Genomic DNA, 13,738 nt, shown 5'->3' with positions numbered 1-13,738 from the left:
GAGCTGGACACGATCTGCGTGATTGACCCTTCAGGGGCGGCGCAGACGAGGATACGCGACTGACGGCCCCTCCCCCACACAGTCGGAACGGACGACGACGGCAACATGGCCGCGGGCCTGCATTCCACGGTTCGAGAGCGACACGACGCGCCACCGCAGTCCGGTGCCCGCTCGCCGGTGCCGACCGGATGGCTGTGTCGGGCACGGTCTGCGGACAGGAGATGTCCTCGCGCCCTGAGACGATCAGGGTTATGACATATCCATCGATAACGCTGGGCGCATACAACCTCGAAGCATCGGACCCTCATCGGCTTGCCAACTTCTGGTCGCAGATCACCGGGGGCGAGTCTCATCCGGGTGGCGAGAGCGTGTACATCGCTCCTGCGGGAGAGAACGGCTTCGGTCTATTCCTCCAGCCGATGAATGGTGCTCGCCCGGAGCGACAGGCCGCGCACCTCGATCTGACAGTGCCGTGGGGGCGGCGAGATACCGAGGTGGCGCGGGCTGTCACGCTCGGTGCCACCGTCCGATGGCATGTTCTCGACGAGTTCCCTCACGTCCAGTGGACGACCCTTGCTGATCCCGACGGGAACCTCTTCTGCATCGCGGAGCACCCCCCGAGCACCTGACGTGGCGGCGCCGAGTCCCTCGAGGCAGAACCGGGGCCCCGCATCTCCAGGGAGCAGGGACCACCGGCGGGACGTCGGGCTGCCCCGATCCACACGCCCGCGATCGCGAATAGGCTGAGGGGACCTGTCGCCGAGGGAGAGGAACGCGCCATGCGTGCCGTACTGATCGAGGCCGAGGGCGCCGACGCCCGGCTGGACGAGGAGGCTGACGAGTCGCTGCTCGAGGGCCCCGTCGAGCTCGACGTGCTGTTCTCCAGCTACAACTACAAGGACGGGATGGCGATCGCCGGCAAGGGCATCGCCCGCACCTTCCCGCTGATCCCCGGCATCGACATCGTGGGCCGGGTGACCGCTTCCGAAGTCGAGGAGTACTCCGCCGGGGACCTCGTGATCCTCAATGGTGACGGCATCGGCGAGTCCCGACACGGCGGCTTCGCGACCCGCGCGCGGGTGCGTCCCGACGCGCTGGTGCGGCTGCCCGCGGACCTCTCCGCAGAGCGCGCCGCCGCGATCGGCACCGCCGGATTCACGGCGATGCTCTCCGTGCTGCGCCTGGAGGACACCGGGATCTCTCCCGACCACGGGGACATCCTGGTCACGGGCGCCTCCGGCGGCGCCGGATCCGTCGCGATCGCCCTGCTCGCCGCTCGCGGGTACCGTGTGGTCGCCTCTACCGGGCGCGGCGCGGAGAACAGCGAGTACCTGCGCGAGCTCGGGGCGGCCGACGTCGTCGACCGGCGCGAGCTCAGCGAGAAACCCGGCCGGCCCGTGCAGTCGCAGCGCTGGGCGGGCGCGATCGACGCGGTCGGCAGCACGACGCTGGCCAACGTCCTGGCGCAGACCGCCTGGGGCGGCACCGTCGCGGCCTACGGACTCGCCCAGGGGCCGGACCTGCCCGCCAGCGTGCTGCCCTTCATCCTGCGGGGCGTCACCCTCGCGGGCGTGAACTCCGTCGATGCGCCGCGCGCGATGCGTGAGCGGGCGTGGGACGCCCTGGCCCAGGAACTGGATCCGGAGATCCTCGACTCGATGACCACGAGCATCGGACTGTCCGAGACCATCCCCTACGCCCAGCGGATCCTCGCCGGTGAGGTCCGCGGGCGCACCGTCGTGGATACGGAGCTGTGAGCATGCGCGCGATGACGATCACCGAGGACCACCGGCTCGAGCTCGCCGAGCTCCCCGAACCCGTGGCCGCCCCCGGCGAGGTGCTCATCGACGTGGTCGCCGCCGGCGTGAACCGCGCCGACGTCGCCCAGACCGCCGGGAAGTACCCGCCGCCTCCTGGTGCCTCCGAGCTGCCCGGCCTCGAGGTCTCCGGCCGCCGCCGGGACACCGGCGAGGCCGTGGTGGCGCTGTTGGCCGGCGGCGGCTACGCCGAGGTGGTCGCGGTCCCCGAGGGCCAGCTGCTGCCCGCTCCCGAGAACATGGATCTGACCGACGCAGCGGGCGTGGTCGAGGTGTGCGCGACCGTCGTCTCCAACCTCGTGCTCGAGGGCGGCCTGGCCGACGGGCAGACGGTGCTGATCCACGGCGGCACCGGTGGCATCGGCACCGTGGCGATACAGATCGCCCGCCAGCTCGGGGCGCGCGTGATGACCACGGTCGGCTCCGACGAGGCGATCACGCAGGTGCGGGAGCTGGGTGCCGATCACGCCTGGAACCGACACACCACGGACGTGCCCGACGCGGCGCGGGAGGCCGGCGGGGCCGACGTCATCCTCGACATCGTCGGTGGTCCGGCACTCGCCGACAACGTGACCATGCTGCGCGAGCACGGCCGGCTGATCATCATCGGCACCCTCGGCGGCGCCAGCGGCGAGCTGCCGGTGGGGATGCTCATGGGCAAGCGGGCCCGCGTCATCGGCACCACTCTGCGCTCACGGCCGACGGAGTCCAAGCGGGAGATCCTCCAGCGCACCCGGGAGCTGGTGTGGCCGATGCTGGCCGACGGCACCGTGAGCGTCCCGATCCACGCCACGTTCGAGCTGGAAGAGGCCGCGGCGGCACAGAACGTGCTCCGCGAGGGCGGCCATCTGGGCAAGGTGATACTCCAGGTCGCGGCTCGGGACGCCTGACTCCTCCGAGGACGAGCGGCCGGCTAGCGTCAGGCCAGGTCCGCCCCCGTCGGCCAGCGTCGACCTGCGCCGACCTCAGCCGATCCGGCTGAACTTCTCCGCCTGCCGGGTGGGGCCGGTGACCAGGATGGTGTCGCCGAGCTTGAGCACCGTGTCCGCCGTCGTGGGCTGCCACTGCTCCCCCGCATGCTTCACGCTGGTCACCGTCACTCCGTATTTGCGTCGGATGTGGCAGTCCCCGAGCCGGGAGCCTGCGAAGGAGGGGTGCACCTCGGTCTTGACCATCGCGAAGTCGGCGTCGATCTCGATGAAGTCCTGCATGCTGCCGCGCACGATGTGGGCCACGCGGCGCCCCATGTCCTTCTCGGGATAGACCACGTGCGGGATGCCGAGCTGTTCGAGGATGAGCCCGTGCGCATCGCTGACGGCCTTCGCCCAGATGTGCGGGATGGAGAAGCGCAGCAGCAGCGAGGTGACCAGGATGCTGGCCTGGATGTCGCTGCCGATGGCCACGACCACCCGATCGAACTCGTTGACCGAGAGCTGCCGCAGCACCTGCTCGTTGGTGGCGTCGGCGGCGACGACGTGGGTCAGCTGCCCGTTGAGGGACTGGACGATGTGCTCGTGGGCCTCGATCCCGAGGACCTCGGCGCCGTCCTCCATGAGCTCGACCGCGAGGGACTGCCCGAAGCGGCCGAGGCCGATGACGGCCACCGCATTCTCCGAGGCGACGCGGGCCGGATCGGTTCCGCCGAAGAGTCTGTGCCTAGCCAATGATCGGCCTTTCCTTGGGGAGGTCGTAGAGGAGCTGCCGCGGCCTCAGAGCGAGCGCGGAGGCAGCGGTGATGGGGCCCAGCCGGCCGATGAACATCAGCGCGACGAGCACGAGCTGAGCCGACCGGGGCAGGTCGGCGGTGATGCCGGTGGACAGCCCCACCGTGCCGAAGGCGGAGAACACCTCGAACAGGATCTCGTCGAGGGTGAAGTCGGTGAGCACCATGAGCACGATGGTGGCGACCGCGACCAGTCCCAGCGCCAGCACGATCACCGTGATCGCCTGGCGGTGGACCGCGCGGGAGAGCCGTTTGCCGAACACCGTCACGGCGCCGGCGCCCCTCAGCTCACCCAGCATCAGGAAGAACACGACGGCGAAGGTGGTGACCTTGATGCCGCCGGCGGTGCCCGCCGGGCCACCGCCGATGAACATGAGCATGTCGATGCCCAGCCAGGTGGCCGGGTCCATGGCGCTGGTGTCGATGCTGTTGAACCCGGCGGTGCGGGTCTGGGCCGACATCGCGAAGCCGTTGAGCACCCGCAGGTGCGGGGGCATCCCTCCGAGGGTTTCGGGGTTCGCCCATTCCAGCGCCGTGATGTACAGCGTGCCCAGCACCAGCAGCAGCGGCGTCGCGGCGACGACGATGCGGGTGTTCATCGTCCACAGACGGGGGGTGCCCAGCTGCTTGCCGAGCTGCATCAGGACCGGGAACCCCATCCCGCCCAGGATGGTGGCGGTGCTCGCGGTCAGCAGGATCACCGGGTCCCCGGCGAACGGCATGAGGCTGTCGCTGAACAGGGCGAACCCGGCGTTGTTGAAAGCGGAGACGCCGTGGAAGATTCCGAGCCACAGTGCACGTCCCCAGGTCTCGTCATAGGCGAGGGCGAAGCGCAGGGTCAGGATGAGGGAGGCGACCGCCTCGATGAGCAGGGAGAGCCGTACGACGCTCATCACGAGCGAGCGGACGTCCTCGATGCCGAAGCTCTTGACCTCGGAAGCTGCGGTGAGCTTCGAACGCAGGGAGAGCTTGCGGATCACCGCGATGCCGATCACGGAGGCGAAGGTCATCACGCCGAAGCCGCCGATCTGGATCAGCGCGAGGATCACTCCCTGCCCGAAGCCGCTCCAGTAGACCGGAGTGTCCACCACGATCAGGCCGGTCACGCACAGCGCGGAGACCGCGGTGAACAGACCCTCCATCACCGTGGCACCACCGGGGCCCGTGGTCGCGCCCGGATGCAGCAGCAGGAGGGTCCCGGAGATCCCGGCGCCGGCGAATGCCAGCAGGACGGTGCGAGCGGGGCGCGGGCGCCGGTCCGCAACCGGGGTCCGTGCGGTTCTGGTCAACAGCACGCGCGGAATGCTACGCCTGTTGCGCGCACGCACCGACACGGGGTCGTGGACGATGTGGGGCCGAGACGAAACCGGAACCATCTGCCCAGGACATGGTCAGGCTCGCAATGACTCCAGGACCAGCACGGTGCCGTCGTCGTAGACCGATTCGGTGACGGTGTCGGCCGTGTCCTTCACGCCCTGCGGGGCCTGGCCCATGGCGATGCCCACGCGGGCCCAGGTCAGCATCTCGGTATCGTTGAAGCCGTCCCCGACGGCCACCGTGTGAGCCTGCTCGACGCCGAGCCGGGAACGGACCTCCTCCAGGGCGCTGGCCTTGGAGACGCCCGGGGCGGCCATGTCCAGCCACGCCGTCCACCCGATCGAGTACTCCACGCCGTGCACGCCGGATTCGGCGATGACCTTGCTGAACTCCTGCGGGGTCAGGTCGGGCACGTGGACGACCACGCGCACGGCCTCCAGCTCCATGAGGTCGTCCAGCGGGCTCTCGATGGCCTCGACGCCGAAGCTGGCGTCCTGGAATCCGGCGGTGGAGTGGAAGGTCCCGTCGGCCTTCTCGACCGCGTAGTGCGCATCGGGGGCGACCTCGCGCAGCGTGCGCAGCGCATGGCCGGGCTGGAAGGTGCGGGTGTCGATCACGCGATGGCCCCCGTCGGCCTCCGGATCCATCTCGAGGGTGACCGCGCCGTTGGAGCAGACCGCGTAGCCGCGGGTGACGCCGGCGGCCTCCACGATCGGGAGGGTCGCGCCGATGGAGCGGCCGGTGGCGATGACGACGATCTGCTCGTCGGCGGCCTGCTGCAGCGCCTGGCGCATGGGCGGGGACATGGTGCCGTCGTGGTCGACGAGGGTGCCGTCGACGTCGAGGCCGATCAGCAGGCGCTTGCCGGCGAGATCCTTCAGATGCTCGGCCAGGCGCTCCCGGGTGGTGTCCCGGTCGGTGGTCACGGTGGTGGCGTCCATGTCGGGCAGTGTCCCAGCAGCATCTGACGTCCGGGTGAACCGCCGGTGTCGCAGACTGCCGAGCATTCGGCGCCATGTGTTCTTCGCGGTCATCTCAGCGTCTCAGTTCAGGCATCTCGGTGGTCTCGGGCAGGGACGGTCTCAGGCGGGGACCTCGAAGATCTCGCGGCCGCCGAGGTAGGGCCGCAGGCCCTCCGGGACGACGACGGATCCGTCGGCCTGCTGGTGGTTCTCGAGGATCGCTGCGATGAAGCGAGTGGTACCCAGAGTGCCGTTGAGCGTGGCGACGGGGCGCAGCCCGTCCTCCGTGCGCTCGCGGATGTTCAGCCGCCGTGCCTGGAACTGGGTGGTGTTCGAGGTCGAGGTCAGCTCGCGGTAGGTCTCCTGGCTGGGCATCCACGCTTCGCAGTCGTACTTGCGGGCCGCGGAGGTGCCCAGGTCGCCGGCGGCGGTGTCGATGATCCGGTAGGGCACGTCGATCCGCGCCATCATCTCCCGCTCCCACTCCAGCAGCCGTTCGTGCTCCTCGTAGGAGTCCTCGATGCGGCAGTAGGAGAACATCTCGACCTTGTGGAACTGGTGGACGCGGATGATGCCGCGGGTGTCCTTGCCGTAGCTGCCGGCCTCGCGGCGGTAGCAGGCGCTCCACCCGGCGTAGCGCAGCGGACCGTCCGAGAGGTCCAGGATCTCGTCCTTGTGGTAGCTGGCCAGGGCCACCTCGCTGGTGCCGACGAGGTAGAGGTCGTCGTCCTTGTCCAGGTGGTAGACCTCGTCGGCGTGCTCGCCGAGGAAGCCGGTGCCCTCCATCGACTCCGGCAGCACCAGGGTCGGGGTGATCATCGGAGTGAATCCGGCCTTGGTGGCCTGGTCGATCGCGGAGTTCAGGATCGCCAGCTCCAGCTGGGCGCCGACGCCGGTGAGGAAGTAGAAGCGGGCCCCGGAGACCTTCGCACCGCGGGCCATGTCGATCGCCTTCAGGCCCTCGCCGATCTCCAGGTGGTCCTTGACCGGGTGCTCGAAGGTGGGAACCTCGCCGACGGTCTCGCGCAGCTCGAAGTCCTCCTCGAGTCCTTCGGGGGCGCCCTCGGCGAGGTTCGGGATCTCGCGCAGCGCCTTATCCCGCGCGGCGATGGCCTCGGCGGTCTCCGCCTCGAGGCGCTTGACGTCGGTGGAGAGCTGCTTGACCTCGGCCAGCAGCTGCTGCTTCTCCTCGCCCTGGGCCTGGGCGACCTTCTTGCCGAAGGCCTTCTGCTGGGCGCGGGCGGACTCGTACGCGGCGGTGGTCTCGCGCCAGCGGGAATCCGCCTCGAGCACGGCATCGACGGTGGCCGTGTCGCGCCGGCGCGCCCTCTGGGCGTCGCGGACGGCATCGGGGTTCTCGCGCAGCAGCCGCAGATCGATCATTGCACCAGGGTACCTGCGGCGACGTGGTAGTCGTGCGCCGGCGTCAGTACCCTGAGCGCATGGACCACACTCTCCTCGCGCTCAGCATCGCCTCGGTCGTCATCATGGTCGTGGCGGTCGTGCTGCTGGTCGTCGTACTGCGGCATCTCGGCCGGCACCGTCGCGAGATCGCCGCCCTGCGCGCCGCGGCCGAGGAGCAGCCTGGCGGCCGGGTGGCGCGGGGGGCGCGAGGCCGGAGACGGGCCGACGGGTCGGCGGCCGGTACCGAGGCGGATCGCACTGGGGCCTCCGACGACGAGGACGCCGGGGACCACGCCCCGGCGGACCGGCTGCGGAAGGTCGCGGTCGTCGTGAACCCCTCGAAGTTCTCGGATGCGGAGGCGTTCCGCACGCGCGTGCGCGAGGTGGTGGAGGACCTCGAGGGCGCCGAGGTCGCCTTCTACGAGACGACTGTGGAGGATCCGGGCCGGGGCCAGGCCCGCCAGGCCCGCACCGAGGGCGCCGATCTGGTGGTCGCCGCGGGAGGGGACGGCACGGTGCGCATGGTGGCCTCGGTCCTCGCCGACACGGACACCCGCATGGGCATCATCCCGGCCGGTACCGGCAACCTGCTGGCCCGCAACGTGGACGTGCCGCTGGATGATCCCGCTGCGGCGATGACCGCGGCCCTGACCGGCCATGACCGTCGGATCGACGTGGGCTGGCTGCGCACCGGTGGCAGCGTGACCGAAGCCGCGGCAGCCGCCGAGCAGATCTTCCTGGTCATCGCCGGGTTCGGGGCCGACGCCGAGATGATTGGTCACACCGATGACTCGATGAAGAAGCGCCTGGGCTGGCTCGCCTATGTCTTCGGCGGGGTGCGCACCATCCTGGGCCGCTCCATCGACGTGGTGGTCGACTTCCCCGACGGCACGCGGCATGCGCACAAGGCCCGGACCGTGCTGCTGGGCAATGTCGGCAAGCTCCCGGGCGGCTTCGTGCTGATGCCCGATGCGACCGTGGACAACGGCAGGCTCGAGATCGTGGTGGCCGGATGGAAGGGCGCAGCCGGGTTCAGCCAGGTCCTCACCCAGGTCGTCAACCCCAAGCTCTCCCCCCGGCCGCGCCTGGCCTCGATGGATCGCTACTCGGCCACCGAGGTGCGGGTGGCGACGACCAAGGCGCAGCCGGTCCAGCTCGACGGTGACACCGACGTGGAGGCGAGCCACCTCATCGGCCGCATCGACCCCGGCGCGCTGCTGCTGCGCGTGCCGGTCAGCCCTGACCCGACGCGGGAGTGAGTGCGGGAGGAGTGATCGTCAGCCACCGGACGACGACGAAGCCGGCGTGACCATGCCGGTCAGCTTCTCGACCCAGTCGCGGGCCTCGTCATAGGCCTCGTCGGCGAATTCGGCGGGCGCGTCGGGGCGCACCCCGTCGACCCGCGGGTAGGAGCCCAGGTAGTGGACGACCGGACAGATCCGGTGCAAGGCACGCAGCGCGGCGGCGACGCGGCGGTCCTCGATGTGCCCCTCCACGTCGATCGAGAAGGAGTACCGGCCCAGGAAGTCGCCGATGGGGCGCGACTCGATGCGGGAGAGGTTCACGCCGTTGGCGCTGAACATCTCCAGCGTCTCCAGCAGCGCGCCGGAGCGGTTGTGCGGCAGGTGCAGAACCAGCGACGTCTTGTCGGCGCCGGTGCGTGCCGGGATCCTGCCCTCGCGGGTGACGAGCACGAAGCGCGTCTGGGCACCCTCGTAGTCCTCGATGCCCTCGGCGAGGATCTCCAGGCCGAAGTGCTTCGCTGCCAGTGGCGAGCACACGGCGGCGCGGCCCCGGGCGTCCTCGGCGCTCAGCGCGGCCAGGTCCTGGGCGGCGGCGGCTGTCGAAGAGGCGGCGGCGATGTCGGCTTCGGGGACGTTCTCGCGCAGCCAGCCCTGGACCTGCGCCTGCGCGTGCGGGTGGGAGGCGACGACGTCGAGGTCGCTCAGCGCGGTGGTCTCGCGGGCGGCGAGCACGAAGGTGATCTGGACGATCTGCTCGGCGACGATGGTGATCGAGTCGGTGGCGGCGAGCACGTCGAGGGTGCCCGAGACCCCGCCCTCCACGGAGTTCTCGATCGGCGCCATGAGCGCGTCGATGTCCCCACCGATGAGGTCGGTGGTGGCGGTCGCGACGGAGGCGAACGGCACGATCTCGGCGTCGCCGGCGAACTCCTCGGGCGCCTCGGCGAGGGCCTGCAGGAGTGCCTGGTGGGTGAACGTGGTCTCGGGACCGAGGAAGCCGTACCGCATGAGAGCCAAGGGTAATGCGCTGCGCGGCCGGTGCGGGTCAGTGCGTCCGGTTCCCCGGACACATCGGGGTGACGGGGCAGCAACGGGGAGCGGTCAGCGCAGCTCGATCGTCCACCGCTCCACGGTGCGCGTCGCGTCGGCCGGGTGGGGTTCGTGGTGACCGGTCGCCGTCGCCCCGAGGTGGTGGGCCACAGCGAGCGAGGCCGCATTGGCCGGGGCGATCAGCAGGACGAGTTGGTGGATCTTGGGGTCGGTGCGGGCGACCTCGACCACCGCCGAGGCCAGTGCGTGGCCGTCTCCCTGGCCCCGGTGAGCGGCGAGGAGCCAGTACGTCATGGTGGCCTGGTTCCGCGTGAGCCCGGGGGCCCTCGTGTTCAGACCCGCGCCGCCGATCAGCGTCGAGGTTCCGTCGGCGACTCGGCCGGACTCAGCGGGAAGCGCCGCATACTCACGGATCGGCCCGTCCTCGCGCCACCGGGCGCAGCGGGCCAGGAACGTCGAGAGCGACTCGGCGTCCCACCGGCATCCCGAGATCTCGCGGGCGATGGCCTCGTCCTGGCCCTCGAGGATCGCCGGGGCGTGCTGCGGTCCCAGCGGTTCGAGCCGGATGCTCACGAGTGCTGTTCGGCCCGCTCGACGCGCTCGGACTGCTCGGCGGGCTCCTCCGTCCCGGCCAGTACTTCGCGCACCGCGGCCAGGATCGCCATGTCGGTGTGGCCGTCCTCGCGGGCATCGGAGACGACGCCGCGGAACAGCGCCACCAGCGCCGGGTCCGCCTCTCCCCCGCCCTCACGCGCCACGGCCGCGGCGTACGCCTCGCTCGCGGCCACCGCACCGGGGGCGACGGTGGTGCCTGCCCCGCGCCTGGTCACGATGATCTCGGCCTCTTCGAGCAGCCTGTAGGCGCGTGCCACCGTGCCCGGGGCCAGACCGAGCTCGCCGGCATAGGCGCGGATCGCGGGCAGCCGGTCCCCCGGCGTCAGCTCACCGCTGCGGACCTGGCCGATGATCTCGCGGCGGACCTGTTCGTACGGCGGGGTCGGGTTCGTCATGGCGACCACGATATGGCTCGTCGGCGCTTCTCCAGCTCAGCGACGCCCGCCCGTCGCGCAACGCTGCCCAAGGCCACAAAAGAGACGCCACCCGAGGCCGCCCTGCCAAGGCCACGAAGGGGAGGCCAGTCGAAGCCTCCCTGCATATAGCGGTCCACCTGCGAGAGACGTCCCCTTCGCGGACACGGACGACGCGGGCGCGGTGAGAGATCCGTGGAGGCCCTGTATGGGTCGGGCTTCCGGGCGGCCGGGGCCCGTAGCATCGTTGTCGTGCCTCACCTCCCGGTTCTCTCCCTGCCCGCTCGTCGCCTGCGCGTCCTGCCGGGCGCGGTGCTGGCCGCGCTGTTCGGCGCCCTGCTGCTGGGCACGACGCCGCCGGCGCAGGCCGACGGACCCGAGGATCCGGTGCGGCTGGTCATCACCACCGCGGGGCTGGGCTGGGAGGACATCTCCGCCGAGGCGACCCCGAACCTGCAGTGCTTGGCGGACCGCTCCGGTGCCGGTGCGATGAACACGACCTCGTCCACGGTGGTCTCCACCGAGCGCCAGGGCTTGGAGACTCTGCACACCGGCTACCGGGGCCTCGCGGAGAAGGCACCGCGCACTGCGGGCATCCCGACCCCGCCCACCGACCAGTGGCAGCAGCTGCCGGTCGAGACCGTCGAGGTCGACGCCAGCGATCGCGAGGTCTCCGGCGAGATATCCGCGCAGCAGACCACCGCCGTCGCCGACGCCCTCGCGGGCGATGCGATCATTCAGGTCGACGCCGGGTCGGTGCCCGACCATGACAATCCGGACCGCGCGCAGGACCTGGCCGCGCTGGATGAGACCGTCGGCCGCGTCCTCGAGGCCGCCGGCGGCTGCGATGCCGAGGCCCTCCCCCGCACCCTGCTGGTCTCGGTCGCTGCGACCGATCCGCCGGACCCCGACGAGATGGAGAAGACCGGCGCGGTCGCCTCCCGGACCGTCGGCCTGCAGGTCGCCCTCGATTCGGCCTTCCCCGGCCAGGCGCTGACCAGCGGGGCCACCAAGCAGAACGGCGTGGTGGTGCTGACCGACGTGCTGCCCACGATCCTGGCCTCCTACGACGCGGAGCCCGACGGGAACATCCCCGGTCAGCCCTTCCGCGGAATCGACCACGGTGACCCCCAGCAGCTCGCCCTGGACCGCTCCCTGGCCGCGGCCGAGGTCGATGCCGCGACCATGCCGGCGCTCGGCTCGTGGTTCGCCCTCGGCGTGATCGGCCTGGTGCTCGTGCTCGTCCCCGGATTCGCACGACGCCCGCGGGTGGCCGCCGTCGGCCGCGCCCTGCTGGCCATCACCCCCTTGGCGCTCGCGGTGGCCCTGTTCGCCTCGGCGGTGCCCTGGTGGCGGGCCGAGAACGACGCGCTCGCGCTGACCGGAGTGATCTGGGCCGGCAGCGCCATCCTGGCGGCGATCTCACTGGCCGGCCCCTGGCGCCGCCACCGGCTGGGACCCGCCGGGGTCTCTGCGGCCCTGGTCGCGCTGCTGATCCTCGGGGAGTCCGCGACGGGGTCGCGGTTCCAGCTCGGCTCCCCGCTCGGGGCGCAGCCGATCTCCGGGGGCCGCTTCTACGGGCTCTCGAATCACCTGTTCGGGATGGTGCTGGCCGCGGCGATGATGGCCCTGCTATGCCTGTTCGCGGTGGTGGCCACGTCCCGGGCCCGGGTGGTGTGGACGCTCGCCGTCGGCGCAGTGGTCGCGGTGGTGTGCGTGGCCCCCTCGATGGGCGCGGACTTCGGCTCCATGCTGACGACGATCCCGACCTTCGGACTGCTGGCGCTGCTGGTCTCCGGGACCCGGCCACGGCTGTGGCACGTGCTCGCGCTCGGCGCCGGCAGTGTCGTGGCGGTGCTGGGAGTCTCGTTCCTGGACTGGCTGCGGCCCGCGGAGGAGCGCACCCACCTGGGACGGTTCATCGACGAGCTGATCAGCGGCGAGCTGTTCTCCGTGGTCCTGCGCAAACTCGCACAGAACATCGGGATGACCACCGGGTACTGGTCCCTCGCGATCCTGATGATCCTCGCCGTGATCGCGTCCGTGGCGATCCTCATGCCGCGCCGGATCGGCTGGCGCCGCCTCGCCGAGCTCGACACGCTCCACCCCGCCTCGTATGCGGTGCGCGTGGCGCTGGTGGCCGGCACCTGGCTCGGGTACGCCGTCAACGACACCGGCCCTGTCCTGGTCGCCGCGATCCTGGGGATCTGGATCGCCTATCTCCCGGCGGTGCTGCCGGATCCGACGCTGCCGTCGGAACGGGACGAACCCGTCGGCGGAGACGTCACCGCTGCCACTCCTCGATGACGCGTTCCAGCGTGCTGCGGCCCAGGGAGCTCATCGCGGGCACCGTCTCCCGGTAGTACCAGACCAGGCCGATGGCCTGCTCGAAGGCCCACGCGAGAGCGCGCCGCCATTCCAGATCGTCGATCTCCAGTCGTTCCCGGAACGCGTCGCGAGCGGGTTGATCCAGCAGGTGGATTCCCACGATCAGATCCAGGGCGCTGTCGGCTGCCGCGAAGCCACCGGTGTCGATCACCCCGGCCAGCCGGCCGCGTGAGACCAGAAGGTTTCCGGGGATGAGGTCCCGATGGCTCATGGTCACGCGGCCGGTCTCCGCAGTGGTGCGCAGCTGGGACCAGACCTGGCGCAGCAGCGGCACGTCGAGCAGGCCGACGCTGCGATCGAGGCACTCGCGCACCCAGTCGTCGTGATCGGTGAGCGATCCTCCGCGGCCCGGTCCCTGGAACCGTCGGCCCCGGGTCTCGGCAGCGCGGAGTGCGGCCACGAGGTCTGCGAGGTCCTCTGCGAACCGCATCGAATCGGCGAGCACGCTCGGTGTGGCGACGGCCCCGGGGACCCGCGTCTGCAGGGACCATGGCCGGTCGAGGCCGCTACCAGGCGTCCCGATGCCGAGCGGGCGCGGCGCGGGCACCGGGCTGATCTCCGCGAACTCCGCTTGTGCTGCCGCTTCGCGTCGCAGCAGGGCGTGGAGCTCGGCGGGGTCGCCCGGCCGCCGCGGGATGCGCGCGATGATCTCGGGGCCGACGGCGACGATCGCGTTGTCGGTCCCGTCCGTCTCCAGCGCCCGGACCTCGAGGTCGGCGAGCCGGGGGAACTGCTCGGCGATGGCCCGCTGTACCGCGCGGAGCGGAACAGGCGAGGATGCGGAGGCACGGGAGGCGGTCATCGG

General features: G+C 71.0%; 13 protein-coding genes. 5 read left to right on the top strand and 8 right to left on the bottom strand.

Annotated elements, in window-relative coordinates; genetic code table 11:
• Nucleotides 1–221 precede the first annotated feature (221 nt).
• From ACFQRJ_RS00695 to ACFQRJ_RS00685, 3 genes are all read left to right on the top strand, one after another.
• Nucleotides 222–629: a VOC family protein gene (locus ACFQRJ_RS00695; protein ID WP_377015988.1), complete on the top strand. Its 408-nt coding sequence runs from the start codon at nt 222–224 to the stop codon at nt 627–629.
• Nucleotides 630–779: 150 nt separating this feature from the next.
• Nucleotides 780–1,757 (top strand): MDR family oxidoreductase, encoded by a 978-nt coding sequence (locus tag ACFQRJ_RS00690; protein WP_377015986.1) that lies wholly within the window; start codon nt 780–782, stop codon nt 1,755–1,757.
• Nucleotides 1,758–1,759: 2 nt separating this feature from the next.
• A complete protein-coding gene (locus tag ACFQRJ_RS00685) occupies nt 1,760–2,707 on the top strand; it encodes an NAD(P)H-quinone oxidoreductase (protein ID WP_377015984.1) in 948 nt (315 codons plus the stop codon).
• 75 nt (nt 2,708–2,782) lie between these two features.
• On the opposite strand, the gene ACFQRJ_RS00680 is transcribed toward ACFQRJ_RS00685, so the two are convergent.
• From ACFQRJ_RS00680 to serS, 4 genes are all read right to left on the bottom strand, one after another.
• A complete protein-coding gene (locus ACFQRJ_RS00680) occupies nt 2,783–3,481 on the bottom strand; it encodes a potassium channel family protein (protein WP_377015982.1) in 699 nt (232 codons plus the stop codon).
• The gene (locus tag ACFQRJ_RS00675) at nt 3,474–4,835 is read right to left on the bottom strand and encodes a TrkH family potassium uptake protein (protein ID WP_377015980.1); all 1,362 of its coding nucleotides are present in this window, start codon (nt 4,833–4,835) and stop codon (nt 3,474–3,476) included. Before ACFQRJ_RS00675 ends, ACFQRJ_RS00680 begins: the two co-directional genes overlap by 8 nt.
• A gap of 96 nt (nt 4,836–4,931) precedes the next feature.
• The gene (locus tag ACFQRJ_RS00670; protein ID WP_377015978.1) at nt 4,932–5,798 is read right to left on the bottom strand and encodes an HAD family hydrolase; all 867 of its coding nucleotides are present in this window, start codon (nt 5,796–5,798) and stop codon (nt 4,932–4,934) included.
• Between the two features lie 141 nt (nt 5,799–5,939).
• Entirely contained in the window at nt 5,940–7,202 is a 1,263-nt protein-coding gene (serS, locus tag ACFQRJ_RS00665) for a serine--tRNA ligase (RefSeq protein ID WP_377015976.1), read from the bottom strand.
• Nucleotides 7,203–7,261: 59 nt separating this feature from the next.
• Between serS and ACFQRJ_RS00660 the strand changes: the two genes are divergently transcribed.
• Nucleotides 7,262–8,482 carry a diacylglycerol/lipid kinase family protein gene (locus ACFQRJ_RS00660; protein WP_377015974.1) on the top strand — a complete coding sequence of 407 codons (1,221 nt, stop codon included), beginning with the start codon at nt 7,262–7,264 and terminating at the stop codon, nt 8,480–8,482.
• An 18-nt stretch (nt 8,483–8,500) separates the two neighbouring features.
• Here ACFQRJ_RS00660 and pheA read toward each other — a convergent pair whose 3' ends face one another.
• The 3 genes from pheA to ACFQRJ_RS00645 form a co-directional block, all read right to left on the bottom strand.
• The gene (gene pheA, locus ACFQRJ_RS00655) at nt 8,501–9,475 is read right to left on the bottom strand and encodes a prephenate dehydratase (protein WP_377015972.1); all 975 of its coding nucleotides are present in this window, start codon (nt 9,473–9,475) and stop codon (nt 8,501–8,503) included.
• Nucleotides 9,476–9,568: 93 nt separating this feature from the next.
• Nucleotides 9,569–10,090, bottom strand: coding sequence for a GNAT family N-acetyltransferase (locus ACFQRJ_RS00650; RefSeq protein ID WP_377015970.1), 522 nt, complete (start codon nt 10,088–10,090; stop codon nt 9,569–9,571).
• Nucleotides 10,087–10,527 carry a GntR family transcriptional regulator gene (locus tag ACFQRJ_RS00645; protein WP_377015968.1) on the bottom strand — a complete coding sequence of 147 codons (441 nt, stop codon included), beginning with the start codon at nt 10,525–10,527 and terminating at the stop codon, nt 10,087–10,089. The genes ACFQRJ_RS00650 and ACFQRJ_RS00645 overlap by 4 nt, the downstream gene beginning before the upstream one ends.
• A gap of 270 nt (nt 10,528–10,797) precedes the next feature.
• On the opposite strand from ACFQRJ_RS00645, the gene ACFQRJ_RS00640 reads away from it, so the two are divergent.
• Nucleotides 10,798–12,852, top strand: a complete 2,055-nt coding sequence (locus ACFQRJ_RS00640) for a hypothetical protein (RefSeq protein WP_377015967.1) — start codon at nt 10,798–10,800, stop codon at nt 12,850–12,852.
• Here ACFQRJ_RS00640 and ACFQRJ_RS00635 read toward each other — a convergent pair.
• The gene (locus tag ACFQRJ_RS00635; protein WP_377015965.1) at nt 12,830–13,735 is read right to left on the bottom strand and encodes a phosphotransferase; all 906 of its coding nucleotides are present in this window, start codon (nt 13,733–13,735) and stop codon (nt 12,830–12,832) included. The two genes, ACFQRJ_RS00640 and ACFQRJ_RS00635, sit on opposite strands and share 23 nt — an antisense overlap.
• Nucleotides 13,736–13,738 lie beyond the last annotated feature (3 nt).

The organism is Brachybacterium sp. GCM10030252 (assembly GCF_042666535.1).
GTDB lineage: Bacteria > Actinomycetota > Actinomycetes > Actinomycetales > Dermabacteraceae > Brachybacterium.
Note: the sequence above shows the minus strand (reverse complement) of the source record. Positions and strands in the feature narration are given on the sequence as shown.